Here is a 26,027-nt window from a genome sequence, read left to right on the forward strand (position 1 = left end):
CACTAGGCTCGGATCCATGACTGATCATGTGCACGACCTGCAATCTGTACGTGAAGCCACGGACCGAATGCTGACCGCTCTCGCGAAACTGGACAACGCGGCCCTGGCCGAAGAGTCACATCTGCCGGGCTGGACCCGCGGCCACGTGCTGGCCCACCTGGCGCGCAACGCGGACGCCCTCGTCAACGTCTTCGCCGGCCGCCCCATGTACGCGAGCGCCGAGGCCCGCGACCACGACATCGAGCGCGACGCCCCGCGCCCGCTGGAGGCCCAGCTCGCCGACGTACGCGCCACCCACGCCGCGTTCCTGGCGCAGACCGAGCTGGACCAAGACTGGTCGCGCACCGTCGAGCTGCGCAACGGCGTCACCGACCTGGCCTCGAACGTGCCGTTCCGCCGCCTCGTCGAGGTCGAGCTGCACCACGTCGACCTGAACATCGGCTACGAGCTCTCCGACCTCCCGCAGGAGTTCACCGCCCGCGAGATCGCCTTCCTCGCCGACCGCTGGTCCGGACGCCCCGAGGTGCCCCCGGTGACCCTGCAGATCGAAGGCGGCGGCGACGGCTCGACCTGGCACACGGGCGGCGGGGAGGGCGGTCCGGTCACCCTGCTCGGCACCGGCGCCGAGCTCCTCGCCTGGCTGGCCGGCCGCGGCGACGGCGGCGCACACCTCACTGTCGTCGGCGGGCCCCTCCCGACCCTTCCCCCGCTCTAGGATCAGGACATGACGTACAGCGGAGCAGTCAAGGTCGGCGGTCCGGCCGACGTGCACGAACTCCCGGACCTGATGATTTCCAAGGTCGCGGTGGGGCCCATGAACAACAACGCGTACCTGCTGCGCTGCCGGGCCACCGACGAGCAGCTGCTGATCGACGCGGCCGCCGAGCCGGAGACCCTGCTGAACCTGATCGGTGACGACGGCATCGCCTCGGTCGTCACCACCCACCGGCACGGCGACCACTGGGGCGCGCTCGCGGAGGTCGTCGAGGCGACCGGCGCGCGCACCTACGCGGGCGCCCACGACGCCGAGGGCATCCCGGTGGCGTCCGACGTGCTGGTCGCGGACGGGGACACGGTCACGGTCGGGCGGATCACGCTGACCGCCCGCCACCTGGTCGGCCACACCCCCGGCTCCATCGCCCTGATCTACGACGACCCGCACGGGCACGCGCACGTCTTCACCGGCGACTGCCTGTTCCCCGGCGGCGTCGGCAACACCTGGGGCGACCCGAAGGCCTTCGAGCAGCTGATCGACGACGTCGAGCACAAGCTCTTCGGAGAGCTGTCGGACGAGACCTGGGTCTACCCGGGCCACGGCAACGACACCACGATCGGCGCCGAGCGGCCGCACCTGGCCGAGTGGCGCGAGCGCGGCTGGTAAGGGGCATACGGTCAACACCGCGACAGGAAGCACTCCTTCCGGTCGAAGATGACCGAACGCACGTCCTGGGGGTTGGGGCGGGGTATTTGCTGCACCATGCAACAAGACCCCTCCCCCTCCCTCCCCGCGGTCCCGCGCCCGCCCTCGATGCTGCGGCTGGCGACGGCCTCGCTCGCCGGCACCGCCATCGAGTTCTACGACTTCTTCGTCTACGGCACGGCCGCCGCCCTCGTGCTCGGCCCGCTGTTCTTCCCGTCCTTCTCCCCGCTCGCCGGGACCCTCGCCGCCTTCGGCACCTTCGGCATCGGATTCCTCGCCCGTCCGCTGGGCTCCGTGGTCTTCGGCCACATCGGCGACCGCTACGGCCGGCGCCCGGTCCTGCTCGGCTCCCTGCTGCTCACCGGGCTCGCCACGGTCGCCGTCGGCTGCGTGCCCACGTACGCGACGATCGGCACGGCGGCGCCCCTGCTGCTGCTCGTGCTGCGCTTCCTCCAGGGCCTCGGCCTCGGCGGCGAGTGGGGCGGCGCCGTCCTGCTGACCGCCGAACACGCCCCCGAGCAGCGGCGCGGGCTGTGGGCGAGCTTTCCGCAGATCGGCCCGCCGGTCGGGTTCCTGCTGGCCAACGGCATGATCCTCACCCTCTCCGCGACACTGACCGACGCGCAGTTCACGTCCTGGGGCTGGCGCGTGCCCTTCTGGGCGGCCGGCGTACTGGCCCTCGCCGGGCTGTGGCTGCGCCGCTCGGTGGAGGAGACCCCGCAGTTCCGCGCCCTCGCGGAGACCGGCCGGCGATCCGACGCCCCGCTGTCCGAGGTCGTACGCGGGCACTGGCGGCTGGTCCTGCTGACCGGCGGGGCCCTGTCCGTCGGGTACGCGGTCTTCTACGCGGTCACCACCTGGTCCCTCGCGTACGCCACGGAGCACCTCAGGGTCGACCGCACGGTGATGCTGGGGTGCATCATGGCGGCCGTCGCGCTGAAGGCCCTGCTGACCCCGCTGGTGGCGGTGCTCGGTGACCGGTACGGCCGGCGGCCGCTCTGCCTGATCGGCAGCGCGATGTGCCTGGTGTGGATGTTCCCGTTCGTCGCGCTGCTGCGGACGGCGGACCCGGTGCTGATGACGCTGGGCTGCCTCGGCGGGCTGCTGGGCATGGTGACGATGTTCGCCGTGGTGGGCGCGTACGTGCCGGAGCTGTACGCCCCGCGGATCCGCTGCACGGGCGCGGCCGTGGGCTACAACCTGGGCGGGGTGCTGGGCGGGGCGCTGACGCCCATCGTGGCGACGGCGCTGGCGGGCGGCTCCGGCCCGCCGTGGGGCGTGGCCGTGTACCTGAGCGGGATCGCCCTGCTCAGCCTGGTCTGCTTCGCGCTGCTGCCGGAGACGAATCCGGCGCTGCTGCGGGCGCGGACGGGCGCGGATGCGGGAAAGGGGGCGGCCGAAGCGGCCGCCCCCGCATAGCCCCGGCGGGCGCGGGGCCCTACGCGTCGATGCTCTCCGGGCGGGCGGCGGCCTCGGCTGCCGCCTGCCTCTTCGAGGCGATCAGGCTGGTGATCGTGGTGATCACCAGGACACCGCAGATGACGCCGAGGGAGACCGGGATGGAGACGACGGGGACGTGCAGCCCGCTCTCGTGCAGGGCGTGCAGCACCAGCTTGACGCCGATGAAGCCGAGGATGATCGACAGGCCGTAGCTGAGGTGGACCAGCTTCTTGAGCAGGCCGCCGATGAGGAAGTACAGCTGGCGCAGACCCATCAGGGCGAAGGCGTTGGCCGTGAAGACGATGTACGGGTCCTGGGTGAGGCCGAAGATCGCGGGGATCGAGTCCAGGGCGAACAGCACGTCGGTGGTGCCGATGGCGAGCATGACGACCATCAGCGGGGTCAGGACGCGCTTGCCGTTGCTCTCGATGAACAGCTTGGTGCCGTGGTACTTGTCGGCGACGCCGAACCTCTTCTCGACGGACTTGAGGAGACGGTTCTCCTCGAACTCCTCCTCGTCCTCGTCCTTGCGCGCCTCCTGGATCAGCTTCCAGGCGGTGTAGATCAGGAAGGCGCCGAAGATGTAGAAGACCCAGGAGAAGCTGGCGATGATCGCCGCGCCGGCGGCGATGAAGATCGCGCGCAGCACCAGGGCGATCAGCACGCCCACCAGCAGGACGCGCTGCTGGAGGTGGGAGGGCACCGCGAACTTCGCCATGATCAGGACGAAGACGAAGAGGTTGTCGACGCTCAGGGACTTCTCGGTGATGAAGCCGGCGAAGAACTCCTGCGAGGCCTGCGGGTTCCCGAAGAACCACAGGCCGAGGCCGAAGAGTGCGGCGAGCACGATCCAGACGATCGTCCAGGTGCCCGCTTCCTTGATCGATACGTCGTGCGGTTTGCGGCCGATGAAGAAATCGGCGCCGATGAGGATGCAGAGACCGAGAATGGTCAGCACCCAGAGGGTCCACGAAACGTCCACTGCTAATTCGCCTCCGGCAGATGGCTCAGCACACATGTCAGCGTCATCGCTGCCGGAGGTCTCTTCCACCCAGGCGGCCTGGAGGCCGTGGGCCGACGCCCCGGGACCGGCTGCGTTCACAGCCGAGTGGTCCGTATTGACGGGTACGCCGTAGCAGGAAAGCAGGAATACTCCCCTCCGCGTGCCCAGGGTACCCGTCAGAGCCCGTAAAGGTAAAGAGAAGACCAAGGAACGGTCATGGGCGGGCATCGCCTCGGTGGGCGGCGATCCGTTCCAGGGTCTGTTCCAGGACGCGGCTGCCCGCCGGCGGCAGGTCCGGCTCGAAGGTCCAGGCGTGGCCGACCCACGGATCGGCGAGGTGGTTGTCGGGCACCGGCGACAGCCGCATCAGCGAGCGCCACAGCGGATCCAGCAGCGGCCCGTACGCCGAGGCCTCGTCCCGGTCCGCCACCATCAGCAGGTGGACGCCGACCGCCGGACCCTCGTCGGCGAGGTAGCGCAGCCGGGTGACGGCCCGGTCGTCGAACCCGTGCGGGAAGTCGTGCACGATCAGCAGCTGGTCGGCCAGGTCCACGTCGGGCGGCAGGTCCTCGGGAGCCCCGGCCCGCACCGCCATCTGTACGAGGTCCACCCGGCGGGTCAGCGCCTCCAGGGTCCGCGTGACCCCGGCGGCCCCGGCGGCGGGCGGCCCGGCCAGCACCCCGGCCGCGACGAGCGGCGCCAGGGAGGCGGCCCCCGCCCCGGCGGCGTCGACCACGTGCACGGAGAACCGGTCGCCGGGGTGGACCGCGAGCAGCCTGACCGCGTGCGCGACGGCCATGTCCATGGCGGCCCGGCGCAGCCGGTCGGTGTCCATCGTCATCGCGGCCTCGGAGCCGGTGCGGCCGTTGTCGATCCAGAGCCCGCGCTCCAGCGGGGCCCGCACCAGCATGGGGATGCGCAGGTCGGGCCGCTCGGGCAGGTGCAGGTCGCCGAGGCGCAGGGCCAGCGGGGCCTCCTCGGGAACGGCGTGGCCGTGCCAGACGGGGTTGGCCCAGCGGGCGTACGGAGCCGGCAGTGCGGGCTCGACCACCTCGGACTCGGCGACCAGCTGGGCGAGGTCCCGGTCGAGCACGGCCTGGGCCTGGGCGACGAGCTCGTCGTGGCGGGCGCGGGCCGTCTCGCGGGCGGCGTTGCCGGAGCCCCCGAGCCGGTGGCGGGGGTCGGACAGCGCCTCGTCGAGCTCACGGTCCATCCGGGACTCGGCGAAGTCGCAGGCGCTGCGGTAGGCGGCCACGGAGCGGGCCAGGTCCTCGAACATGCCCCAGACCTGGTTGTAGAGCCGCTCCTCCAGGGACCAGCCGCTCGCGTCGCCCGCGACCGGGGCGGGCGGCCGGTCCTCCTCCGGGGAGGGGACGGCGCGCGGGCCGGGCTCGGGGGGCTCCGTGGTCGTGCGGCGCCGGCGCGGGTGGGCGTAGTCGATGGTGGGCGGCCCGCCGATGGTGTCGGCGGACGCGGGACCCGGCGCGGCTCCGGGGGCGCCCTGGTACGGGACGCCGGCGGCGGGGAGCTGCTCCGGTGGCGGCGGGGGCGTCGCCGGGGCCGCCGCGGCAGTGGTGTCCTGCGGGGCCCGCACGCCGTGCGCAGCGGTGGGCGGGGCCGCCGTCGGCAGGGCGGCCAGGGTGATGTCGCCGGACGGCACGAGCCCGGTGGCCACGTCCGCCAGGGCGGCGGCGGCCGGGCCGCCCAGCCCGGCGTCCGCCAGGAGCGCGCCGAGCCCGCCCGCGTACCCCTGGCCCACGGCACGGACCTTCCAGGCACCCTGGCGCCGGTAGAGCTCCAGGGCCACGACGGCGGTCTCGGCGTCCAGCCCGGTCAGGGTGTACCCGGCGAGCTCGGCGCCCTCCGGGTCGGCCACGGCCACGTACGGCGCGGGGACCGCACCGAACCGCGCCGGCCCGCCGGGCGGCAGGACGAGGACCACCCCGAGCCGGTGCACGGCGGGGGCGACGGCGTCGAGGTCGACGGCGAAGCGGTGCTCGCCCGCCACCGTCTCCGGCACCTCCAGTCCGGGCAGGCTGCGGGCGCCGGGGTGGGCCACCGACTCGGGGCCGGCCAGCCGGCCGGCGTCGTCGCAGGCCGAGGCCAGGGCCAGCACGGGCGTGCCCGCCGAGACCCTGATCTCCACCCGCGTCTGGGACAGGGGGTGGTTCTGCCCCCGGACCAGTTCGGCCGTCATCCTGCAGCCCTCCCCCGTGCCTTGCTCTTCCGCGCTGTTCTGTTCTGTCCGGCCGTCCGGCGCCGCTTACAGGTGCGGCAGGATCGACGGCATCAGGTCCTGGAACGTCCGGCCGTTGGCCGGGTTGCCGAGGGCCGTCATCTGCCAGCCGCCGCCGACGCGCGACACCTTCGCCATGATCTGCGCGGTGTACTGGCCGCCGCCGTCCAGCGTGTAGCGCGCCAGCTCCTGGCCGTTGGTCTCGTCGACGATGCGGCAGAAGGCGTTCTGCACCTCCTGGAACGTCTGCCCGGTGAACGAGTTCACCGTGAAGACGATCTGGTCGATGTGCACCGGCACGCGCTGGAGGTCGACGAGGATCGACTCGTCGTCCCCGCCCTGGCCGGCGCCGCCGACCAGGTTGTCACCGGTGTGCCGGACCGAGCCGTCGTCGCTCTGCAGGTGGCGGAAGAACACCACGTCCACCGGCTGCTTGTCGGCGAAGAGCACCGCCGACGCGTCCAGGTCGATCTCCCGGGTCCGCGAGCCGAACAGACCGCGGCGCTTGGCGGCCTGCCAGCCGAGGCCCATCCGGACCGCGGTCAGCGTGCCCCCGTCCTGCTTCTGCAGACTGATGGCCTGACCCTTGGTCATGTTGACCGTCACGCGCTGTCCCCTCTCCCTAGCCCGCCCCCGATGTGGGTGCGCATGTGTACCTGCGGCTGCTGCCAACCCTACTGACCGGCTCCGGGTCAGGCGAGGCCCGCTTCCCTCATCTGTCGCAGCTCCTTCTTCAGCTCGCCCACCTCGTCGCGGATCCGGGCCGCGACCTCGAACTGGAGCTCGGCCGCCGCTCCGCGCATCCGCTCGGTCATCTGCTCGATGAGCGCGGCCAGTTCCTCGGCCGGACGGTCCGTCAGCACGGCGGCGTCCCTGGCCGCCTTCGCGGCCTTGGCACCCTTGACCGCCTTGCCGCCCACGGTGACCTGGCCCGCCTTGACCACGCCGAGCGCGGGCACGGGAGCCTTGGCGCCCTTGCCTTCCTTGCCCTGGCGGTACCCGGTGCCGAGCAGCTGTTCGGTGTCCAGCTCCTCGCGGGCGATGGTGGCGACGATGTCGTTGATCTTCTTGCGCAGCGGCTGCGGGTCGATCCCGTTCGCCGTGTTGTACGCGATCTGCTTCTCCCGGCGCCGGTTGGTCTCCTCGATGGCCTTCTCCATCGCCGGGGTCATCTTGTCCGCGTACATGTGGACCTGGCCGGAGACGTTGCGCGCCGCGCGGCCGATGGTCTGGATCAGGGAGGTTCCCGAGCGCAGGAAGCCCTCCTTGTCCGCGTCGAGGATCGCCACCAGAGAGACCTCGGGCAGGTCGAGGCCCTCGCGCAGCAGGTTGATGCCGACCAGGACGTCGTACTCGCCGGCGCGCAGCTCGCGCAGCAGCTCGATGCGGCGCAGCGTGTCGACGTCGCTGTGCAGGTAGCGGACCTGGATGCCGAGCTCCAGGAAGTAGTCCGTGAGGTCCTCGGCCATCTTCTTGGTGAGGGTGGTGACCAGGACGCGCTCGTCCTTCTCCACCCGCTGCCGGATCTCGTGGACCAGGTCGTCGATCTGCCCCTCCGTGGGCTTGACCACGACCTCGGGGTCGATGAGCCCGGTGGGGCGGATGATCTGCTCGACGAAGCCGTCGCCGCGGGAGAGCTCGTACTTGCCGGGGGTCGCCGACAGGTAGACCGTCTGGCCGATGCGCTCCTGGAACTCCTCCCACTTCAGCGGCCGGTTGTCGAGGGCGGAGGGCAGCCGGAAGCCGTGGTCGACGAGGGTCCGCTTGCGGGAGGCGTCTCCCTCGTACATCGCGCCGATCTGCGGCACGGTGACGTGCGACTCGTCGATGACGAGGAGGAAGTCCTCGGGGAAGTAGTCGATGAGGGTGTTGGGCGCGGAGCCGCGCTCGCGGTCGTCCATGTGCAGCGAGTAGTTCTCGATGCCGGAGCAGGACCCGATCTGGCGCATCATCTCCAGGTCGTAGGTGGTGCGCATGCGCAGTCTCTGGGCCTCCAGCATCTTGCCCTGCTTCTCCAGCTCGGCGAGGCGCTCGGCCAGCTCCGCCTCGATGCCGCGGACCGCCTTCTCCATGCGCTCGGGGCCGGCGACGTAGTGGCTGGCGGGGAAGACGTACAGCTCGCGGTCCTCGCTGATGACCTCGCCCGTCAGCGGGTGCAGGGTGGAGAGGGCCTCGATCTCGTCGCCGAACATCTCGATGCGGACGGCCAGTTCCTCGTAGACCGGGAAGATCTCGATGGTGTCGCCGCGCACCCGGAAGGTGCCGCGGGTGAAGGCCACGTCGTTGCGCGTGTACTGGATGTCGACGAAACGGCGCAGCAGCTGGTCGCGGTCCATCTCCTCGCCGACCTTGAGGGGGACCATCCGGTCGACGTACTCCTGCGGGGTGCCGAGGCCGTAGATGCAGGACACGGAGGCCACGACGATCACATCGCGCCGGGTGAGGAGCGAGTTCGTCGCGGAGTGGCGCAGCCGCTCCACCTCCTCGTTGATCGAGGAGTCCTTCTCGATGTAGGTGTCCGACTGCGGTACGTACGCCTCGGGCTGGTAGTAGTCGTAGTACGAGACGAAGTACTCGACGGCGTTGTTCGGCAGGAGCTCGCGGAACTCGTTCGCCAGCTGGGCGGCGAGCGTCTTGTTCGGCGCCATCACGAGGGTCGGGCGCTGGAGCTTCTCGATCATCCAGGCGGTGGTCGCCGACTTGCCGGTGCCGGTCGCACCCAGCAGGACGACATCCTTCTCACCTGCACGGATGCGCTTCTCCAGCTCGGCGATGGCCGCCGGCTGGTCGCCGCTGGGCTGGTAGGGGCTGACGACCTCGAAAGGCGCCACCGTGCGTTCGATCTTCGATACGGGCCGCATGAGTCCACCGTACGACCCCCCACTGACACTCACGCAGCCGCGCGGGTCCGGGGCGCCGCTGCGGGGGCGGCCCGGCGCGTCGGCCCGTGCGGCCGGGCGCGTCCGGCGGACGGGTCGGAAGTCCTCCTTTCTGGTCCGTTTGTCGTAGTTCGGTGGCGGCCCGGTGATCTTCAACCGCATGATCGCCGTAGAGGTCCCCCGTGTAGTGCAACGCCGCAACGTCTGCCAGTCCGCACGCGTCTGACGCAGGAACAGGGCTCCCGAAACGAGGAGAACGCACATGTACGTCCGACCCGCCGCCGCGGCCGCCGCCGCATTCCTGGGCTTCACCCTGACCCTGCTGGGCGGGACGGCCGCCTCCGCCGCCTCCGGCCCCACCGTCCCCTCCTCCCCTTCCGGCTCCACCGGTCCCGCAGGCCCCGCAGGTCCCGCGGGCACCCCTGGGCTGCTGGGCCCCGTCGTGTACGCCCACCGGGGGGCTTCGGCGTACGCCCCCGAGAACACGCTCGCCGCGATCGACCTCGCGATGCGGCTGGGCTTCGACTGGGTCGAGAACGACGTCCAGCGCACCAAGGACGGCGAGCTGGTCGTGATCCACGACGACACGCTGGCCCGCACCACCGACGCCGAGCAGGCGTTCCCCGACCGCAAGCCCTGGCGGGTCAAGGACTTCACGGCGGCGGAGATCGCCACGCTGGACGCGGGCAGCTGGTTCGGCGAGGAGTTCGCGGGCGAGCGCGTCCCGACCCTGCGGGAGTACCTCGACCGGGTGGAGCGCAACCGGCAGCGGCTGCTGCTGGAGGTCAAGAAGCCCGAGCTCTACCCCGGCATCGAGAAGCAGACCCTCCAGGTGCTGGGCGAGGCCGGCTGGCTCGACCCGGACCACGTGCAGCGCCGCCTGGTCGTCCAGAGCTTCAGCGCGGACTCCGTACGCCTCGTGCACGGCCTGCGCCCGGACCTCGTGACGGCCTTCCTGGGCACCCCGACCCTCGCCGATCTGCCGAAGTACGCCCAGTTCACGGACCGGATCAACCCGTGGCACACCACCATCTCGGCCGACTGGGTGGCGGCGGTGCACGACCTGACGGGCGCCCACGGAAAGGCGATGGAGGTGGACACCTGGATCGTCGACGACGCGGCGACGGCCCGCAAGGTGCAGGGGATGGGCGTGGACGGGATCATCACCAACGCCCCGGACGTCGTGCACCAGGCGGTGCTCGGGGCCTTCGCGTTCTAGCGGTGCGCGGGCCTTCGCGTTCCAGCGGTGCGCGGGCCTTCGCGTTCCAGCGGCGCGCGGGGCCTTCGCCTGCGGACACCCGGGGGACGCCCCGGCTGTCGGACCCTCCCCGTACGGTGGAGGGGTGGACAGCACCGAGCGGCCCCGCGGGCCGCACCTCGAATGGACCGTCGTCCCCAGCGACATCGGCCCCCTGCTCCTGGCCGCGACCCCGGAGGGTCTGGTCCGGGTCGAGTTCCACGCCGGGCCGGACCGGGTCGACACGATGATCGGCTCCCTCGTCTCCCGGCTCGGCGCCGACGCCTGGCGCCCGGCACCGGGGCAGGAGGTGCTGCTGGCCGAGCCGATACGCCAGCTGAAGGCCTACTTCGGGGGCACGCTCAAGCGCTTCGAGCTGCCGCTGGACTGGCGGCTCAGCTCCGGCTTCAACCGGCAGGTGCTCCAGGAGCTGGACCGCTCGGTGCCGTACGGGGCGGTCGTCGGGTACGGGGAGCTCGCGGCCCGCGTCGGCCAGCCCGGCGCGGCCCAGGCCGTGGGCAACGCCATGGGGTCGAACCCGCTCCCGCTGGTGGTGGCCTGCCACCGGGTCGTGGAGAACGACGGGGGCATCGGCGGCTTCGGCGGCGGGGTGGAGACCAAGCGCAGCCTGCTGGCGCTGGAGGGCGTCCTGCCGCAGCCGCTGTTCTGAGCGCAGCGGCGGGGCTCCGGCGGGGCGCGGGGCGCGTGCGCGGGGGTGCACGCGCAGGGGATGCCTGGTGGATCGGGGTCGCGGGGCGCATCCCCCGTTCCGTCCGGCCGTAAGGGGTGGGAAACTGCCGCGGTGACCACTGCCACCGCCTCCGGCCGCACCGCGCCCGTACTCCGCCCTGCGCCGCGCCGGGGGTGTACGGCATGACCGCGATACCCGGCACCGACCTGCCCGCCCCGCCCGTGAGCGCGGCGGACCTGCCCCGGCTCCAGCGCCGCGTCTCGGGGGTGCTGATCGCGAGCCAGATGCTGGGCGGCGTCGGCGTGCCCATCAGCATCGCCCTGGCCCCGGTCCTCGCGACGGAGGTCAGCGGTACCGAAGCCCTGTCCGGCTTCGCCTCCACCGCCGCCGTGATCGGCACCGCGGCGGTCTCTCTCCCGCTCGCCGCCCTGATGACCGCGCGCGGCCGGCGGCCGGGGCTGGTGCTCGGGTACGGGATCGGCGCCGTCGGCGCGGGCCTGGTGGTCCTCGCCGCCGCGATCAAGAACTTCCCGCTGCTGATGCTCGGCATGGCCGCCTTCGGAGCCGCCTCCTCGGCCAACCTCCAGGCCCGGTTCGCGGCCGCCGACCTCGCGGCCCCGGACCGCCGGGCCCGCGCCGTCTCCCTCGTCGTCTGGGCCTCGACCCTGGGCGCGGTGCTCGGCCCGAACCTCTCCGCCCCGGCCGGCCGCAGCTTCGCCGGCACCTCCATACCCGAGACGGCGGGCCCCTTCGTGTGGGCCGGTGCCGTCTTCGTCCTCACCGCCGCGCTGATCGGCCTGTTCCTGCGGCCGGACCCGCTGCTGACGGCGCGGGCGCTGGCCTCGCCCGCGGAGCAGTCCACGGGCGGCCGCTCGCTGCGCGCGGGGTTCGCGGCCGTCAAGGCCTCCCCGCGGGCGCGGCTGGCCCTGGTCACCGTCGCGGTGTCCCACACCGCGATGGTCTCGATCATGGTGATGACACCGGTCGACCTGGGCCACCACGGTGCCACGCTGGAGCTCGTCGGCCTGGTGATCAGCGGTCACATCGCGGGCATGTTCGCCTTCTCGCCGGTCATGGGCTGGCTCGCGGACCGGGTGGGCAGGCTGGCCGTGATCGGCCTGGCGGCCGGCCTGCTGTCGGTGGCCGCCCTGCTCGCCGGCACCGCCGGCCCGAGCCACGCGCAGAGCGCGATCGGCCTGTTCCTGCTGGGCCTCGGCTGGTCCGCCGGGATGGTCTCCGGCTCGGCCCTGCTCACGGATTCGGTGCCGCAGGCCGCGCGGGCCGCCGTACAGGGCCTGAGCGACCTCACGATGAACGCGTGCGCGGGCGTGGGCGGTGCGGCCGCCGGCCTGGTCATGTCGCACGCGGGCTACGGCTGGCTGAACGCGATCGGCGCGGCCCTGCTGCTGCCGATGGCGGCGTTGGCCCTGTTCACCGCGCGCCGCCACCCCGCCGCCGCCCCGGCCGCTAGCAGCTGATGTGGTAGGCCTTGCGCAGCGTCTCGTGGACGGTCCAGGTGGTCTTGTCGCCCTCCCGGAGCACGCAGGCGGAGCCGGGGCCCACCTCCAGGGTCTCGCCGCCCTCGACCTCGATGGTGGCGCGGCCGCTGACCACCACGAACAGCTCGTTCGCCTCGGTGTCGGTGACCACTCCCGGGGTGATCTGCCAGATGCCGCGCACCTGCGTGCCGTCGGGGGACTCCCACAGCACCTTGCCCGTCACGACGGGCTCGCCGGAGAGGATCTGGCCGGGATCGAGGTCCTCGACCTCCAGTTCGGCGTCCGGTACGGATACGGCGAACGAGGCGGGACCGTGCTCACTGGTGCTCATGCCGAGTCACCCTAATCCGCGCGTCCGGCGCTCCGCGGTGACCACAACGTCCATGGTCCGCCCGCCGCACGGGGCAACCTGTCCAGCCGGGCACCCCCCGGGCCGTGTCCTGCCGATCAGGCCGGTCGCCCGGCGCTGAGCACCCGCGGGGTTTCGGCCAGAGCGGCGCGGACCGCTTGGCCGCGAGTCCGAGCACCCGGGTGCCGATGCCGCAGGCGCTGTCGAGGACGCGGTGCGGGCCGGGGCCCGGGGACGCGGTGAGCAGGGCGTCCAGGGCCCGGCCCCGGCGGGCGATGCCCGCGTCCCGGTCCGCGTACAGGAGGTGGTACCGGTCGGCGGGTTCGTCGTGGAAGGCGCGCCTGTCCGGGGAGTTCACGGGGGCACGCTACTCGGACAGGTTCGGCGGCGGTGGGCGGGAAGGCGTTTGGGGGCGGGGATCCCGTGCCATGGATGGGACATGCACACATCACCCGAGGTCCCGGTCCTGTCCGAAGAGGTCCGCGAGGCGCTGGAGCAGCGCCGTCCGGTCGTGGCCCTGGAGTCGACGATCATCGCGCACGGGCTGCCCCGTCCCCGCAATCTCGCCGTGGGAGCGGAACTTGAGGCGCTGGTGCGCGCCGAAGGCGCGGTTCCGGCCACGATCGCGGTCGTCGACGGGGTGGCGTACGCCGGCCTCGACAAGGCACAGCTGGAGCGGATCGCGGGCGGCGAAGGCGTGCGCAAGCTCGGCCACCGGGATCTGGCGCCCGCACTCGCGACGGGCGCGACCGGAGCGACGACGGTGTCGGCGACGGCCTTCCTGGCCGCGCGGGCGGGGCTGCGCGTGTTCGCCACGGGCGGCCTGGGCGGCGTACACCGGGAGTACGCGCAGACGCAGGACGAGTCGGCGGACCTGGCGCTGCTGGCGCGGACGCGGATCACGGTGGTGTGCGCGGGGGTGAAGTCGATCCTGGACGTGCCGGCCACGCTGCAGCGGCTGGAGACGCTCGGGGTGGGGGTGGTCGGGTACGGGACGGAACGTTTCCCCGGCTTCTACCTGGCCAGTTCCGGCGAGCCGGTGGACTGGACCGTCCACCGTCCGGAGGAGGTGGCCGCGGTGATGGCCGCCCAGGACGCGCTCGGCGGGCCGCAGTCGGCGCTGCTGGTGGCCAATCCGGTCGCGGAGGCGGAGCAGTTGGATCCGGACCTGCACGACCGGGTCCTGGCCGAGGCCCTGGAGGAGTGCCGCGCGCGCGGGATCACGGGGCAGGCGGTGACCCCGTTCCTGCTGGGGTTCCTGGTACGGGCGACGGGCGGGGCCTCGCTGGAGGCCAACCTGGCGGCGGTACGGGGCAACGTGGCACTCGGGGCCAGGATCGCGGGGGCCTGGGCGGCGCGTCCGTGACGGCGCCCGCGGCGGGGTCCGGGGCCGCCTCCGCGGCGGGGTCCGGGGCCGCGCCGGGAGCGCTGCTGGTCGTCGGGGACGTGGTGACGGACGTCGTGGCGGTGCATCCGGAGCCGCTGGCCCCGGCCACCGACACGACCGCGCGGATCCGCACCCTGCCCGGCGGCGCCGGGGCCAACGCTGCCTGCTGGGCGGCGTACGCGGGGGTGGCGGAGGTGCGCCTCCTCGCGCGGGTGGGCACCGAATCGGCCCGGTGGCACGAGCAGTCGCTGCGGGACTCCGGGGTGCGGCCGCGGCTGGTGATCGATCCGGCCGAACCCACCGGGACGGTGGTCGCGCTGGTCGGCAAGGACGCCGAGCGCACCTTCCTCACCGACAGCGGCGCCGCGCTGCGGCTGACCCCGGCGGACTGGGCTCCGGCCCTGCTGGACGGGGCCGCCCATCTGCACCTGTCCGGCTACCTCTTCTTCGCCGACAGCAGCCGCGAGCTGGCCCTGGTCGCGCTGCGGGCGGCCCGGGCCCGGGGGGTGCCGGTGAGCGTGGACCCGGCCTCGGCGGGGTTCCTGGCCGGGCTGGGCCCCGAGCGCTTCCTCGACGCCGTGGCGGGCATCGGCGTACTGCTGCCCAACGAGGACGAGGCGCGGCTGCTGGCCGGGCTGCCGGAGCCGGCCGGGGCGGCCCGGGCGGCGGCGGAGCTGAGCCGACGGGTACCGCTCGTGGTGGTCACCCGGGGTGCGGCCGGGGCACTGGTGGCGGAGGGGGGCCGGGTGACCGCCGAGGTGTCGGCGGAGTCGGCCGAGGCGGTGGACTCGACGGGTGCCGGGGACGCGTTCACCGGCGGGTTCCTGGCCGCGCGGCTCGCGGGCGCCGCCCCGGCGGACGCGGCCCGGGCCGGGTGCCGCGCGGCCGCGCGGGCGGTGACCCGGCTGGGCGGACGCCCGTGACGGCGGCCGCGGGCGGCGGGTGAAGGAGCTACGAGCTGTACTCCTCCTGCCCGAGGGTGTCGATCACGCCCGCCTTGTTCACGCTGTAGTGGAACACCAGGCCCTTGTTCGGGTGGGTTTCCAGCCACGAGGTGAGCTCGTGCGTGGTGATGGGCTTGTTCGTGGAGCCGGAGAGGATCGGGGCGTGGGCGCCGATCTTGGCGTCCTCGGCGATCGGAATGTAGGTCTCCTCGCCGACGGTCACGAAGGGGGTGGCGCCGCCCGCGACGGGGCAGCCCCAGTGGCCGTGCTTGACGATCAGGCTGTACTGGCCGCCCTCGGGGGTGTAGCGGTGGACCGCGACCTCGTTCGGCGAGACGGCGTCCTTGGAGGCACAGGCGGGTCCGGGGGCGGGCGGCTTCGGCTTGGCCGGGGTGCTGGCGGTCGGGGACGTCTTCTTCGAGGACGCCGCGGAGGCGGACGGGGCCGCTCCGCCGGGCGCGGCGGAGGAGGGGGCCGTGGCCGGGGGGCTCGCCGGGCTCGCGCCGGGGCTCGTACCGGCGGCGCCCGCGTCACTCCCGTCGCCGTCGCCGTTGCAGGCCGTGAGGGTCAGGGCCCCGCAGAGCACCAGAGCGGCGGCCGCGTGCCGCCGCAGCCGTCTCGGACCCTGAACCGCCCTGCCGCGTCCGCCCATTGCCGTCTCCTTCTGCCAAGGCGCCACCGCGTGGTCGCCGTCGAAGCGTGACGTCAACGTAGTGCGCGGGCGCAGCCGGGGGCGATGGCCGGATCCCGTTCGTCACCGGTCCGCGATGGCGTTGTTGCGGAGCCCGTACGTCCGTGACGGGACGGGGGCCCGGAGCTCAGCCGGTGGGGGCGGTGGGGCCGGTGAGACCGGTCCAGGCGGGGTGGCGGGGGTCGTCGGCCCGGACCACCGCGTCCGCCCGGGCGGCGGGACCGGTCTCGGCCTCGTAGCGGGCGAAGGCGGGCAGGGTCCAGCGGGCGGACTCCTCGGTGCGGCGGGCCAGCGCCCCCGGGGAGAGGCTGATGTGCACGCTGAGGTCGAAGGGGAACCAGTGGCCCAGCAGCATCGGTCCGTGCACGATCACGACCCCGCCCGGCGGGAGTTCGGCGTACGGGCTTCGGGTGGCCCGGTCGGTCGCCGGGTCCCACAGGTCGGGCAGCACCCGGCCGGTGCCGCCGGGATCGGTCGGGCCGAACACCTCGCGCCACAGGGCGGCGGTGTCGTACCAGCCGCCGAGGTAGGAGTCCACGTCCTCGCGGCCGAACTCGAAGCGGAGGGAGGCGGGGCGCAGGAATCCCCCGGCCGGGACCACCACGACCGGGCGGCCGCGCAGGCGCAGCTCGTCGGCGAGGTGCCCGGCGAGCAGGCCGGTGCCGGCGGCGGGCGCGCCGTCGATGCCCACTCGCCGCCACGTCGCCTCCCCTGCCGGGGACTCGTGTTCCTCGAGGTGGCCGGCGAGCCGCTCGGCCATCCGCTGCCATGTGATCGCTTCCAGCTGCACGGGCCCATTGTCAGTGGTGGGCCCTACCGTTTTTCACGAGGGATCACCGGCGGGAAAGAGCCGTTGGCCCGGCCTTGGGGAGGGGTCTGTCATGGCTCGCGAGACGACGTATCTGGAACTGTCGCAGGACGGCGGCGGGGCGCACAAGTTCTACGAGGTGACCGTGGACGGCACGGCCGTCTCGGTGCGGTACGGCCGGATCGGCGCGGACGGCCAGGTCCAGAGCTCCTCCTTCCCGAGCGTCGAGAAGGCCCGGGCGGCGGCCGCCAAGAAGATCGGCGAGAAGGTCCGCAAGGGGTACGCGCCGGCCGTGGCCGGGCAGCGCGCGGCCCGGGCGGTCTCCCGCCGCCAGGTCACGTCCGCGCCGTCGACGGCGCGTGCGGTGGCCCCCGTGCTGTGGCGGTTCCGTACGGGCTCCTCGGCGTTCGGGATCCATGTGGACGAGGACCGCTGCTGGGTGGGCAACCAGGCGGGGGACGTCTACACGCTGAGCCACGAGGGCGAGGTGCTGGCCCGGTACTCGCTGCCGGACGGTGTGAAATGCCTGGTGGCGGACGAGTTCTGGATATACGCGGGCTGTGACGACGGCACGGTGTACGACCTGTCGTCGAAGGTGCCGTTCGGGGCCTACGACATCGCGGCGGACGTGGACATCTTCTGGCTCGACATCCACGAGGGCGTGCTGAGCGTGTCCGACCGCAGCGGCGGACTGACGGTCATCGACCACGAGGACGAGTTCCAGTGGTCGCGGCGGTCGCCGGGGTCGAATGCGTGGATGGTCCGGGCGGACGAGCGGTCGGTCTACCACGGGCACAGCCAGGGGGTGACGGCCTACGCGGCCGACGGCGGCGCGCAGTTGTGGCACACGCCGACCAACGGCTCGGTGCTGTTCGGCTGGCAGGAGGACCGCACGGTCTACGCGGCCACCGGGCGCCACACCGTGCAGCGGCTGTCGAAGGCGACGGGGGCCGTGGAGGCCTCGTACCGGTGCGACGCCGCCGTGTACGCGTGCGCGACCTCGCCGGACGGCCGGCACGTGTTCGCCGCCGACTACGCCTCTTCGGTGTACTGCTTCGACGCCGACGGGCAGCGGCTGTGGAAGCTGGGCACCGGCGGCGGTTCGGCCCTGTCGATGCAGTATCTGGACGAGCGGCTGTACCTGGTCACCACGGACGGGTCCCTGATCTGCATGGACGCGAGCGAGGCGGCGATCCTGGCGGCCCAGCGGGGTTCGGTGCCTACGGCCGTGGACGTGAAGTCGGCGGCTGCGCTGCCGGTGTTCACCCCGGCGGCCTCCGCCGCGGCAGTGGCGACCGTGTCGGTGGCGGCGGCCCCGGCCGGCGGTGTGGTGGTGGAGTGCGTGCAGCAGGGCGGCCGGATGCGCGTGCAGGTGGTGTCGGGCGGCTTCGAGCCCTCGTGGAACGTGCAGTTCCCGCGCGGGATCCGGGAGCCCGGTGCCCGGTACGTGGTCGACGGGCTGCACGCGGCCTCGGGCGGGTTCTACCGGGTGCGCGGGGAGATACGCCGCCTGGTCTGACCGGGGCGGGGCGGGGTCCGGCGGGGCGGGTCCGGCGGGGTGGGTCCGGCGGGGTGCGTCACGGAAGACGGCCCGGACGGGGTGACGGAAGACGGCCCGGGCAGGCGCACGGTTCGGCGCCGGGCGGGGCGTCCGAGGGTATGGAGAAGGCCTCGTCCTCGGCGAGCGTGCAGGTCACGTACAGCACGACCGGTACGGTGCCGAGGTTGCGGCCGAGGTGCAGGTGCTCGGCGCCGGCCGGTTCGACGAAGCTGGTGCCGGGGCGGTGGACGACGACGGAGTTGTCGTGCAGGATCCGGGTCAGCGTCCCGGACTTGACGAGCGCGATCAGCGGGACGCGGTGGAAGTGCCAGCCGGTGCAGTCGCCGGGCTCGATGACGATCTCCCGGCCCGCCAGGCCCTCCGCGCCGCCTTCCACGGCTCTCGTGAGCCGCGCCGTCGGCTGCCATCCACCCATGTACGCACCCTTCCCCCACGGGCATCACGGCCCTACCGCAGCCCCAACGCCCCACGGTAGAGGGACATCCGGACATCCGGGAAAGTCGGCGAAACCTCAATCGTCATTTTCCGCCAGGTGATAACCGGTCCGGACAGCGGTATCACATGGCCATGAGCCTCGTGGTGTTCGAGTCGCTGAAGCAGATCCACTGCGCGGAGTGCCGCCAGGGGCCGCTCCGGCATCTCGTCCGCGAGGTCGGCGTGCCCCGGTGCCTGGACTGCGCCGACCTGGGTCACCTGGTCTACCTGCCGCGCGGGGACGCCGCGCTCACCCGGCGGGCCCGCGAGGGGAGTTCACTCTCGGCCGTCGTCGTCCGCTTCAACAAGCGGCGCCGCCGCTACGAGCGCCAGGGGCTGCTGGTCGAGGATCCCGCCCTGGCCCGCGCCGAGCGTGCCTGCCTCGCGGACGCCGAGGCGCGGGCCCGCCGCCGGGAGCGGGACCGGCTGCGCCGCGCCGTCGAGGACACCCGGTTCACGGCGGCCTTCGCCGCCGAGATCGTGCGGCTGTTCCCGGGGTGCCCGGCCGACCGGGCGGTGGCGATCGCCGCGCACGCCTCGCTGCGCGGCAGCGGCCGGGTGGGCCGGACGGCGGCCGGCCGGGCCCTGACCGAACAGGCGGTGTCGGTGGCGGTCCGGGCGGCGGTGCGGCACACCGACACCGAGTACGACGCGCTGCTGATGGCGGGTGTCCCGCGGTTCGCGGCCCGGGCCCGGCTGGCTCCCCGGATCGACGCGATCCTGGACGCCTGGCGCACGCCCCCGCTCCCACCCCCGCTCCCACAGCCGTCGCCGGCCGTGGACGTCCCTTAGGGGGTGTCTACCGGAGGCGGAAGCGGCGGTAGAGCAGCATCCCGCCCAACAGCAGTGCCCCGCCGCCGGGCAGCAGGTAGCCGACTCCGTCGGCACCGGTGTGGGCGAGCGCCGGGCCCTGCTGCGACGGCGCGGCCGGGGTGGCGGGCCGCTCCACGACGGGCGTCTCGACCACGGGCGGCTCGACGACGGGCGGCTGCGCCGGCTTGCCGCCGCTGGGCTCGCCGCCGTTGACGGAGGTGTTGCCGGTCGAGCTGTTGCCCAACCCGACGACGTTGACCGAGTTGCCGCTGATGTTGAGGGGGACGTCGACCGGGAGCTGGATCCCGTTGCCGGACAGCAGTCCCGGCGAATCCTTTCCGCCCCCGTCGGCATGGGCTCCCCCGCCCGTGTGTGACCCGCCGCCGGCTCCGGATCCCGGTTTCGCAGGGTGCGAGGACACCGACCCCTGATGCCCGCCGCCGCCACCGCCCTGGTTGGCACAGCGGTTGCCCGCGGCCGGGTTGAGCAGCCCGACCACGCTCACGGTGTTGCCGCACACGTTCACCGGGGTGTGCACCGGCAGTTGCACCAGGTTCCCCGACAGCAGCCCCGGCGAACGCTCGGCCTGCCCGCCCGCGTCCGCATCGGCGAAGGCGAATCCGCCGACACCCGCGACCGCCAGCCCACCTCCCGCAACCACCGCCGCGATCAAGCCATTCCGACGACTGTGACGCATGAGTACCCTGCCTTCCGGAGGAGTTCACGGGCACTGCACCCGCACCGGAAACAACGCGGCAAACCCGTTCGGGTTATAGAGCAGGTATGCATTTCACCCCATCGTGTACTGGGTAGTGCCTACGTCATGACTGAACGCCCGCTCCTGCTCATCGACGTGGACGGCCCCCTCAACCCCTTCCGGTCCCGCCTCGCGGGGCTGCGCGGGTACACGAGTCACCGGATGCATCCGGCGGACTGGATGTCCCGCCGGGACCCCCGGTCCCGCAGCGCCCGGCGCGGGCTGCGCATCCGCCTGCACCCCGCGCACGGCGCCCGTCTGCTGGCCCTGCCCTTCGAACTCGCCTGGGCCACGGCCTGGATGCACCAGGCCAACACGATGATCGCCCCGCACATCGGACTGCCCGGTGATCTTCCCGTCATCGAATGGCCGGAACTCTTCGCCGCCGATCCCGACGGCCTCTTCTGGAAGACCCGCCCGCTCCTCGACTGGGCCGCGGGCCGCCCCTTCGCCTGGGTCGACGACATGATCACCCCGCAGGACCGCGACTGGATCGCGGCCCACCACCCGGCCCCGGCCCTCCCCCTGACCATCCACGCCCGACACGGCCTGCGCGACCGGGACTTCACCACGTTGACGCGCTGGGCTGCCGAGGTCAGCGGCGCAGGGCGGTGAGGGGGTCGGCCGCGGGGGTGCCCGTGGGCCACCAGTCCTCGGTGTCCGGCCGGGACTCGTAGGCGTACCAGAGGCCGTCACGGCCCAGGCGGAGCTGGCGGGTGTGCGCGGTGAGGCGGTTGCGCTCGGGGCGGAAGGCGCCCTGGGAGGCTGCGATGAGAGCGGGGCGGGCCCGGTCGAAGGGGCCTGCCGGCGGGTCCCAGGGCTCTTCGAGGGCGGCGAGGGCGGGCCGCCCGCCCTGGCGCCAGGCCGCGGCCGCGCGCGCCAGGTCGGTGGTGGTGCGACCGGTGGCCCGGGCCAGGTCCCGGTAGAGGGTGCGGGCCGCTCCCGTGAGGCCGGCCGTGTGGTGCGCGGAGGCCAGGCGGACGGCGTCCTGCCAGAGCGTGAGCCCGGCGATCGGGTCCTCGGCGGTGTTCAGCAGCGCGAAGGCGCGGGCGGCGGCGTCCGTGGCGAGCTGGTCCAGGGCCAGCGGGTCGGGGGCCGCCGCGTCGGCCGGGTACGCGGGCGGAAGCCCCACGGCGGCGGGCGCGCACAGCGGGGCCGGCAGCGGCGGCAGGCCGGTGCGGGCCAGGGCGGCGCGGGCCGGGACCCCGGGGAAGTCCGGCGCGGTGTCGGGCTGTTCACGGGCGGCGTGCGCGGCATTGCGGCGGGTCAGCTCGTCGAGGAGCTCCCGCTCGCCCCGGCCGCGCAGGAGCAGCAGGACGAACGGGTCCTCGTCGAGGAGTCGGGCCGCCCGGTAGCAGAGGGCCGCGGCGTGCTTGCAGGGCGGACGGGCGGTGTCCGGGCAGGAGCAGCGCGGGACGAGCTCGCCCGCGCCCGGCAGGACCGTGCCCGCCAGCGACTGCGGGACCTCGCGCTCCAGCAGGCTCGCGAGGGCCGTGGGGTCCGCGGCCACCGCCTCCAGGAGCTCGCTCCACTCGGCGTCCGGGAAGGGGCTCAGGGCCAGTTCGGTGCGGTACGGGCGGGCCCGGCTGCCCCGTACGTACGCCACGATGCGGCCGGGGGTGACCGTGACCGCGTCGACATGGCCCTCGGCCGCGTACGCGTGCCCCCGCGCCAGGCGCGCCGCGTCGCCGGACGCCTCTTCGAGCGCCGACACCCAGGCGCGCCCCCACCAGCTGGCGGCCTCCACCCCGGCGGGCACCGTCTCGAAGGTCCGGCGGCGGTCGTCCCGCGCGGTGATCATGCGGGCCTCCTCAGCGAGACGAGGTCGGCCAGCTCGCGGTCGGTCAGCTCGGTCAGCGCGGACTCCCCGGAGCCGAGCACGGCATCGGCCAGGGCCCGCTTCGCCTCCAGCATCTCGGCGATCCGGTCCTCCACGGTGCCCTCGGCGATGATCCGGTGGACCTGGACCGGCTGCGTCTGGCCGATCCGGTAGGCGCGGTCGGTGGCCTGCTCCTCCACCGCCGGGTTCCACCAGCGGTCGAAGTGGATGACATGGCCGGCCCGCGTGAGGTTCAGCCCGGTGCCCGCCGCCTTCAACGAGAGCAGGAAGACCGGGACTTCGCCCGACTGGAAGCGGTCCACGAGCTCCTCGCGCCGCGCCACCGGCGTCCCGCCGTGCAGGAGCTGGTGGGAGATCCCCCGGGCCGCCAGGTGCCGCTCGATGATTCGGGCCATCGTCACGTACTGGGTGAAGACCAGCACCGAGCCGTCCTCCGCGAGGATGGTGTCCAGCAGCTCGTCCAGCAGGGCCAGCTTGCCCGAGCGGTGCGGGATCCGGGGCTGCTCCTCCTTCAAGTACTGCGCGGGGTGGTTGCAGATCTGCTTGAGCGAGGCCAGCAGTTTCATGATCATGCCGCGCCGCTCGATGCCCTCGCTCGCCTCGATCACGGCCATCGCCTCGTCCACCGCGGCCTGGTAGAGCGAGGCCTGTTCGCGCGTGAGGGAGACCGGATGGTCGGTCTCCGTCTTCGGCGGCAGCTCGGGGGCGATCCCCGGGTCGGACTTCTTGCGCCGCAGCAGGAACGGCCGGACGAGCGCGGCGAGCCGGGCCACCGCCGCCTCGTTGCCCCCGTCCTCCTCCTGCTGGTGCTCCACCGGGCGGGCGTGCCGGGCCCGGAACGCCGTCAGCGGGCCGAGCAGCCCGGGCGTGGTCCAGTCGAGCAGGGCCCACAGCTCGGAGAGGTTGTTCTCCACCGGGGTGCCGGTCAGCGCCACCCGTGCCGGCGCCGGGATCGTGCGCAGCGCCTTCGCCGTCGCCGAATGCGGGTTCTTCACGTGTTGCGCCTCGTCGGCGACGACCATGCCCCAGGGCTGCTCGGCCAGCCGGGCGGCGCTCGCGCGCATCGTCCCGTACGTGGTGAGGACGAACCCGCCGGCCAGCCCGTCGAGGCTGCGGCTGCCGCCGTGGAAGCGGCGCACGGCGACCCCGGGCGCGAACTTCTCGATCTCCCGCTGCCAGTTGCCCAGCAGCGATGCCGGGCAGACGACGAGCGTCGGCTCGGGGCGGTCCCGGTGCAGGTGCAGCGCGATGAGCGTTACCGTCTTGCCCAGGCCCATGTCGTCGGCGAGGCAGCCGCCGAGGCCGAGCGAGGTCATCAGGTCCAGCCAGGCCAGGCCGCGGGCCTGGTAGTCGCGCAGGGTGGCCTTCAGGGCGACGGGCTGTGGCAGCGGGGCCAGCTCGCCGGTCAGCCGCTCCCGCAGGGCGGCCAGCGCGCCCACCGGGACCGCCGCCACCGGCTCACCATCCACCTCGGCCGTCCCCGTCAGTACGGTGGCCAGCGCGTCCACCGGGTCCAGCAGGCCCAGCTCCCGCTTGCGCGCCTTGCGCACCAGCTCGGGGTCGACCCGGACCCACTGGTCCCGCAGCCGCACCACCGGCCGGTGGGCCTGGGCCAGCGCGTCCATCTCCCCCGGGGTGAGCCGGTCGCCTCCCAGCGCGAGCTCCCAGGAGAAGGCGAAGAGGTGGCCGGCGTCGAAGAAGGCGGTGCCGTCGGTGGCGGAGCCGGGCGCGGTGGACCGTACGACCGCGGTCGCGGACAGCGTACGGGCCAGCTCGCGCGGCCAGTGGACCAGGATCCCGGCCGCCGCCAGCCGGGTCGCGGCCCGGCCGAGGAGGTCTTCGAGCTCCGGGTCGCAGAGGGCGAGGACATCGGGGACCGGCTGGTCCAGCAGCCGCTGCAGCGGCGGCCAGACCCGCGCGGCCCGGCGCAGCGCCAGTACGGCGTCGATCCGGGCACGCGGCCCGAACCCGGCGGCGGCCGCACCGGCCCACAGCAGCCCGGCATCGGTGACGAGGGTGGGGTCGGCGAGGCTGTGCACCTGGACCACGGCGGCGCCCGCACGGCGGATGTCCGCGTCCCGGAGGGCGCCCGCGCCCTCGGTGCCGTCCGGGCCCTCGGTGTCGTCCGCGACCTCGGTGCCGTCCGGGCGGTCGAAGAGGCTGAACGAGGAGAGGTCGAGCCGCAGCGAGATCCCGACGCCCGCATCGGCGCCGGCCGCGACCTGCGCGGCCCAGTCCCGTATCCCGGGCACCCGCTGGGGCTCCTGCGCGGCGAAGGGCCGCCCGGCGGCCACCGGCGCGGCCGGGGTGCGGGGCAGGCCGTCGGCGACGGCATCGAGGAACGCCCGGACCAGTGCTTCCGGTTCGGGCAGCAGGAGCGGGCGGCGACCGGCCAGGGGGGTGGCGTACCCCTCGTACGGGAGGGCGGCGGCCACCGCGCGCAGGTGTTCCACGTCCTGTGCGTCGAGCGGGCCCGCCCGCCAGGCGTCGACCCCGTCGGGGGTGACGCCGGGGAGGAGACGGCCGCGGGCGACGAGCGCGAGGGCGTGGAGGGCGGCGGTGCCCCAGGCGCGGGTGGCGGGATGCGCGCCGGGGCCGCGGGGGGCCCGGGCGAGGAGGGGGAGGGCGTCGGTGACGGAGAGGGTGAGGGAGGGAACGGTACGGGTGCGGACCCCCGGGCCGTGGGGGCGCACGACGGTGAGCGGGGCCGGGGTCCCCGCGCCGCCCTCCGGAAGGGGGTCCCCGTCGGGGGCCCAGAAGGCGATGCGGGACTCGCGGGGGACGGCGGCGGGGAGGAAGACGGCGGGGTGGCGCAGGAGCGCGGTCGCGGGCGGCTGCGGTGTCACGGTGTCGGCTCCTCTCCCTCTCGGCGCGGTCGGATCAGACGGGTCCCGTCTGCCGTCGAGTCTAGGTGTGGCCACTGACAATGCCGCTGAGCTGGGCAGACGTCGACTCCCGAATCGCTGCGCGGGGCCCTCTCCCCGCGCCTCGGACCCCGGCGCGCCTCGAACCCCGGCGGTGCTTGATCGACCGGGCCGCGTCCGACCCGGTCGGGGCGTTTTGCGGTGGCACGGGGCGGGGACGGCACAAGCACCGCACCAGCTGCCGCATCGGGAGAAACCACCATGCTCCAGGGTCTCGCCGCCGTCATCGCACTCGCGCTCGCCGCCCCCGGCTTCCTCGGCGCCGCCGACCTCCCTCCGCAGCCCTCCTCGCCCTGGCATGCCGGGAAGGTCACCAAGGGGCTGCCCGAAACGCCGCCGTTCTGCCTGGACGGGGCGCTTCCGGCCACCGGGAGCTGGCACCGGCACTTCGGCACCGACCTCGACGCCGGCGCCGTGCAGGTCTCCGTACGGGCCTCCTCCGACGCGGCGGCGGCGCGGCTGGCCCGGGACCTGGAGCGGCAGGTCGCCGCCTGCGCCGCCGACTGGCTGCGGGAGCACCCGGAGGGGACGGCCCGGTCGAGGGACTACGGCGCCCTCCCCGTCGAGGAGGGCGCCCACGTGTACGGCGTGCACACCTCGATCCCGGACTCCGAGCCCGGCGTGCACCTCTTCGGCATCGGCCGCGACGGTTCCACGGTGACCGTCGTCCAGTGGGGCCGGATGGGCGACCTGGGCGACGCCCCCGTCGCCGCCTTCAAGCGGACGACCACGACCGCCGTGAACCGCCTCGATCCATGACCGGTGGGACCATGGAGTCGAGGCGATGGTGATGCGTTCCGGAAACGAGCCGGTGACCGCCCGCAGCCCGCTGCGGCTGCGGTTCTGGCTGAGTCTGTGGGGGTTCCTCTGGGCCGCCGCCGGGACCGCCGCGTTCTCGCTGGTCGGCCGTCCCGGGTGGGCGGCCGCCTGCGGGGTCGTCGCCGTGCTGGCGCTCGTCGACCTGGCCGTTGTCCTCCACCACATCCACCAGGGCCCGCACTACCAGCCCGGCCCGGAGATCCCCCCGTACGAGCCCCCGCCGCGGCGCTGACCCGGCCCCGCGGCTCCTCGAAG

At 73.8% G+C, this 26,027-nt stretch carries 24 protein-coding genes; 13 read left to right on the forward strand and 11 right to left on the reverse strand.

Annotated features, from left to right (window positions below):
* Positions 1 to 16: 16 nt before the first annotated feature.
* The 3 genes from ACFY1T_RS26175 to ACFY1T_RS26185 all read left to right on the forward strand — a co-directional run bounded on the left by ACFY1T_RS26175 (position 17) and on the right by ACFY1T_RS26185 (position 2,839).
* Positions 17 to 715 (forward strand): maleylpyruvate isomerase family mycothiol-dependent enzyme, encoded by a 699-nt coding sequence (locus tag ACFY1T_RS26175; RefSeq protein ID WP_390790328.1) that lies wholly within the window; start codon positions 17 to 19, stop codon positions 713 to 715.
* Positions 716 to 724: 9 nt separating this feature from the next.
* Positions 725 to 1,381 (forward strand): MBL fold metallo-hydrolase, encoded by a 657-nt coding sequence (locus ACFY1T_RS26180; RefSeq protein ID WP_030858925.1) that lies wholly within the window; start codon positions 725 to 727, stop codon positions 1,379 to 1,381.
* 147 nt (positions 1,382 to 1,528) lie between these two features.
* The gene (locus ACFY1T_RS26185; protein ID WP_390790366.1) at positions 1,529 to 2,839 is read left to right on the forward strand and encodes an MFS transporter; all 1,311 of its coding nucleotides are present in this window, start codon (positions 1,529 to 1,531) and stop codon (positions 2,837 to 2,839) included.
* Positions 2,840 to 2,858: 19 nt separating this feature from the next.
* Here ACFY1T_RS26185 and ACFY1T_RS26190 read toward each other — a convergent pair whose 3' ends face one another.
* The 4 genes from ACFY1T_RS26190 to uvrB form a co-directional block, all read right to left on the reverse strand.
* Positions 2,859 to 3,842 carry a TerC family protein gene (locus ACFY1T_RS26190; protein ID WP_030858921.1) on the reverse strand — a complete coding sequence of 328 codons (984 nt, stop codon included), beginning with the start codon at positions 3,840 to 3,842 and terminating at the stop codon, positions 2,859 to 2,861.
* A gap of 235 nt (positions 3,843 to 4,077) precedes the next feature.
* Positions 4,078 to 6,060, reverse strand: coding sequence for a TerD family protein (locus ACFY1T_RS26195; RefSeq protein WP_390790329.1), 1,983 nt, complete (start codon positions 6,058 to 6,060; stop codon positions 4,078 to 4,080).
* 66 nt (positions 6,061 to 6,126) lie between these two features.
* A complete protein-coding gene (locus ACFY1T_RS26200) occupies positions 6,127 to 6,705 on the reverse strand; it encodes a TerD family protein (protein ID WP_030858917.1) in 579 nt (192 codons plus the stop codon).
* 86 nt (positions 6,706 to 6,791) lie between these two features.
* The gene (uvrB, locus tag ACFY1T_RS26205) at positions 6,792 to 8,960 is read right to left on the reverse strand and encodes an excinuclease ABC subunit UvrB (RefSeq protein ID WP_030858915.1); all 2,169 of its coding nucleotides are present in this window, start codon (positions 8,958 to 8,960) and stop codon (positions 6,792 to 6,794) included.
* Between the two features lie 280 nt (positions 8,961 to 9,240).
* Between uvrB and ACFY1T_RS26210 the strand changes: the two genes are divergently transcribed.
* From ACFY1T_RS26210 to ACFY1T_RS26220, 3 genes are all read left to right on the forward strand, one after another.
* Positions 9,241 to 10,197: a glycerophosphodiester phosphodiesterase gene (locus ACFY1T_RS26210; protein ID WP_390790330.1), complete on the forward strand. Its 957-nt coding sequence runs from the start codon at positions 9,241 to 9,243 to the stop codon at positions 10,195 to 10,197.
* Positions 10,198 to 10,321: 124 nt separating this feature from the next.
* Complete coding sequence (locus tag ACFY1T_RS26215) at positions 10,322 to 10,885, forward strand: methylated-DNA--[protein]-cysteine S-methyltransferase (protein ID WP_390790331.1); 564 nt, start codon at positions 10,322 to 10,324, stop codon at positions 10,883 to 10,885.
* A gap of 203 nt (positions 10,886 to 11,088) precedes the next feature.
* Complete coding sequence (locus ACFY1T_RS26220) at positions 11,089 to 12,384, forward strand: MFS transporter (protein WP_390790332.1); 1,296 nt, start codon at positions 11,089 to 11,091, stop codon at positions 12,382 to 12,384.
* On the opposite strand, the gene ACFY1T_RS26225 is transcribed toward ACFY1T_RS26220, so the two are convergent.
* Positions 12,374 to 12,736, reverse strand: coding sequence for a cupin domain-containing protein (locus tag ACFY1T_RS26225; RefSeq protein WP_030858908.1), 363 nt, complete (start codon positions 12,734 to 12,736; stop codon positions 12,374 to 12,376). The genes ACFY1T_RS26220 and ACFY1T_RS26225 overlap by 11 nt on opposite strands.
* A 457-nt stretch (positions 12,737 to 13,193) precedes the next feature.
* Here ACFY1T_RS26225 and ACFY1T_RS26230 point away from each other — a divergent pair, with 457 nt between their 5' ends.
* Both ACFY1T_RS26230 and ACFY1T_RS26235 read left to right on the forward strand, forming a co-directional pair.
* Positions 13,194 to 14,120 (forward strand): pseudouridine-5'-phosphate glycosidase, encoded by a 927-nt coding sequence (locus ACFY1T_RS26230; protein WP_390790333.1) that lies wholly within the window; start codon positions 13,194 to 13,196, stop codon positions 14,118 to 14,120.
* Positions 14,117 to 15,064 (forward strand): carbohydrate kinase family protein, encoded by a 948-nt coding sequence (locus ACFY1T_RS26235; protein WP_390790334.1) that lies wholly within the window; start codon positions 14,117 to 14,119, stop codon positions 15,062 to 15,064. The genes ACFY1T_RS26230 and ACFY1T_RS26235 overlap by 4 nt, the downstream gene beginning before the upstream one ends.
* Before the next feature lie 28 nt (positions 15,065 to 15,092).
* Here the strand turns inward: ACFY1T_RS26235 and ACFY1T_RS26240 are convergent, their stop codons facing one another.
* Together ACFY1T_RS26240 and ACFY1T_RS26245 are read right to left on the reverse strand one after the other, a co-directional pair.
* On the reverse strand, positions 15,093 to 15,737 hold the full coding sequence (locus ACFY1T_RS26240) for a hypothetical protein (RefSeq protein WP_390790335.1): 645 nt from the start codon (positions 15,735 to 15,737) through the stop codon (positions 15,093 to 15,095).
* 166 nt (positions 15,738 to 15,903) lie between these two features.
* The gene (locus ACFY1T_RS26245; protein ID WP_390790336.1) at positions 15,904 to 16,566 is read right to left on the reverse strand and encodes a uridine kinase; all 663 of its coding nucleotides are present in this window, start codon (positions 16,564 to 16,566) and stop codon (positions 15,904 to 15,906) included.
* Between the two features lie 91 nt (positions 16,567 to 16,657).
* On the opposite strand from ACFY1T_RS26245, the gene ACFY1T_RS26250 reads away from it, so the two are divergent.
* Positions 16,658 to 18,103 carry a WGR domain-containing protein gene (locus tag ACFY1T_RS26250; RefSeq protein WP_390790337.1) on the forward strand — a complete coding sequence of 482 codons (1,446 nt, stop codon included), beginning with the start codon at positions 16,658 to 16,660 and terminating at the stop codon, positions 18,101 to 18,103.
* Positions 18,104 to 18,161: 58 nt separating this feature from the next.
* On the opposite strand, the gene ACFY1T_RS26255 is transcribed toward ACFY1T_RS26250, so the two are convergent.
* Entirely contained in the window at positions 18,162 to 18,560 is a 399-nt protein-coding gene (locus tag ACFY1T_RS26255; RefSeq protein ID WP_390790338.1) for a cupin domain-containing protein, read from the reverse strand.
* A gap of 152 nt (positions 18,561 to 18,712) precedes the next feature.
* Here ACFY1T_RS26255 and ACFY1T_RS26260 point away from each other — a divergent pair, with 152 nt between their 5' ends.
* Entirely contained in the window at positions 18,713 to 19,411 is a 699-nt protein-coding gene (locus tag ACFY1T_RS26260; protein WP_390790339.1) for a DUF2293 domain-containing protein, read from the forward strand.
* 7 nt (positions 19,412 to 19,418) lie between these two features.
* Here ACFY1T_RS26260 and ACFY1T_RS26265 read toward each other — a convergent pair whose 3' ends face one another.
* Complete coding sequence (locus ACFY1T_RS26265) at positions 19,419 to 20,093, reverse strand: chaplin (protein ID WP_390790340.1); 675 nt, start codon at positions 20,091 to 20,093, stop codon at positions 19,419 to 19,421.
* Positions 20,094 to 20,255: 162 nt separating this feature from the next.
* On the opposite strand from ACFY1T_RS26265, the gene ACFY1T_RS26270 reads away from it, so the two are divergent.
* Entirely contained in the window at positions 20,256 to 20,804 is a 549-nt protein-coding gene (locus tag ACFY1T_RS26270; RefSeq protein ID WP_390790341.1) for a hypothetical protein, read from the forward strand.
* Here ACFY1T_RS26270 and ACFY1T_RS26275 read toward each other — a convergent pair.
* The gene (locus ACFY1T_RS26275) at positions 20,785 to 21,990 is read right to left on the reverse strand and encodes an SWIM zinc finger family protein (protein WP_390790342.1); all 1,206 of its coding nucleotides are present in this window, start codon (positions 21,988 to 21,990) and stop codon (positions 20,785 to 20,787) included. The two genes, ACFY1T_RS26270 and ACFY1T_RS26275, sit on opposite strands and share 20 nt — an antisense overlap.
* A complete protein-coding gene (locus ACFY1T_RS26280; RefSeq protein ID WP_390790343.1) occupies positions 21,987 to 24,875 on the reverse strand; it encodes an SNF2-related protein in 2,889 nt (962 codons plus the stop codon). The genes ACFY1T_RS26275 and ACFY1T_RS26280 overlap by 4 nt, the downstream gene beginning before the upstream one ends.
* Before the next feature lie 279 nt (positions 24,876 to 25,154).
* Here ACFY1T_RS26280 and ACFY1T_RS26285 point away from each other — a divergent pair, with 279 nt between their 5' ends.
* Together ACFY1T_RS26285 and ACFY1T_RS26290 are read left to right on the forward strand one after the other, a co-directional pair.
* The gene (locus tag ACFY1T_RS26285) at positions 25,155 to 25,712 is read left to right on the forward strand and encodes a hypothetical protein (RefSeq protein ID WP_390790344.1); all 558 of its coding nucleotides are present in this window, start codon (positions 25,155 to 25,157) and stop codon (positions 25,710 to 25,712) included.
* A gap of 31 nt (positions 25,713 to 25,743) precedes the next feature.
* Positions 25,744 to 26,004, forward strand: a complete 261-nt coding sequence (locus ACFY1T_RS26290) for a DUF6343 family protein (protein ID WP_390790367.1) — start codon at positions 25,744 to 25,746, stop codon at positions 26,002 to 26,004.
* Positions 26,005 to 26,027 lie beyond the last annotated feature (23 nt).

This window comes from Streptomyces sp. NPDC001194, assembly GCF_042896985.1.
Classification (GTDB): domain Bacteria; phylum Actinomycetota; class Actinomycetes; order Streptomycetales; family Streptomycetaceae; genus Streptomyces.

Coding starts and splice junctions, on each gene's coding strand:
- ACFY1T_RS26175 (WP_390790328.1), top strand. CDS start 17: ATGACTGATCATGTGCACGACCTGCAATCTGTACGTGAAGCCACGGAC.
- ACFY1T_RS26180 (WP_030858925.1), top strand. CDS start 725: ATGACGTACAGCGGAGCAGTCAAGGTCGGCGGTCCGGCCGACGTGCAC.
- ACFY1T_RS26185 (WP_390790366.1), top strand. CDS start 1,529: ATGCTGCGGCTGGCGACGGCCTCGCTCGCCGGCACCGCCATCGAGTTC.
- ACFY1T_RS26195 (WP_390790329.1), bottom strand. CDS start 6,060: ATGACGGCCGAACTGGTCCGGGGGCAGAACCACCCCCTGTCCCAGACG.
- uvrB (WP_030858915.1), bottom strand. CDS start 8,960: ATGCGGCCCGTATCGAAGATCGAACGCACGGTGGCGCCTTTCGAGGTC.
- ACFY1T_RS26210 (WP_390790330.1), top strand. CDS start 9,241: ATGTACGTCCGACCCGCCGCCGCGGCCGCCGCCGCATTCCTGGGCTTC.
- ACFY1T_RS26220 (WP_390790332.1), top strand. CDS start 11,089: ATGACCGCGATACCCGGCACCGACCTGCCCGCCCCGCCCGTGAGCGCG.
- ACFY1T_RS26225 (WP_030858908.1), bottom strand. CDS start 12,736: ATGAGCACCAGTGAGCACGGTCCCGCCTCGTTCGCCGTATCCGTACCG.
- ACFY1T_RS26230 (WP_390790333.1), top strand. CDS start 13,194: ATGCACACATCACCCGAGGTCCCGGTCCTGTCCGAAGAGGTCCGCGAG.
- ACFY1T_RS26240 (WP_390790335.1), bottom strand. CDS start 15,737: ATGGGCGGACGCGGCAGGGCGGTTCAGGGTCCGAGACGGCTGCGGCGG.
- ACFY1T_RS26250 (WP_390790337.1), top strand. CDS start 16,658: ATGGCTCGCGAGACGACGTATCTGGAACTGTCGCAGGACGGCGGCGGG.
- ACFY1T_RS26255 (WP_390790338.1), bottom strand. CDS start 18,560: ATGGGTGGATGGCAGCCGACGGCGCGGCTCACGAGAGCCGTGGAAGGC.
- ACFY1T_RS26260 (WP_390790339.1), top strand. CDS start 18,713: ATGAGCCTCGTGGTGTTCGAGTCGCTGAAGCAGATCCACTGCGCGGAG.
- ACFY1T_RS26270 (WP_390790341.1), top strand. CDS start 20,256: ATGACTGAACGCCCGCTCCTGCTCATCGACGTGGACGGCCCCCTCAAC.
- ACFY1T_RS26275 (WP_390790342.1), bottom strand. CDS start 21,990: ATGATCACCGCGCGGGACGACCGCCGCCGGACCTTCGAGACGGTGCCC.
- ACFY1T_RS26285 (WP_390790344.1), top strand. CDS start 25,155: ATGCTCCAGGGTCTCGCCGCCGTCATCGCACTCGCGCTCGCCGCCCCC.
- ACFY1T_RS26290 (WP_390790367.1), top strand. CDS start 25,744: ATGCGTTCCGGAAACGAGCCGGTGACCGCCCGCAGCCCGCTGCGGCTG.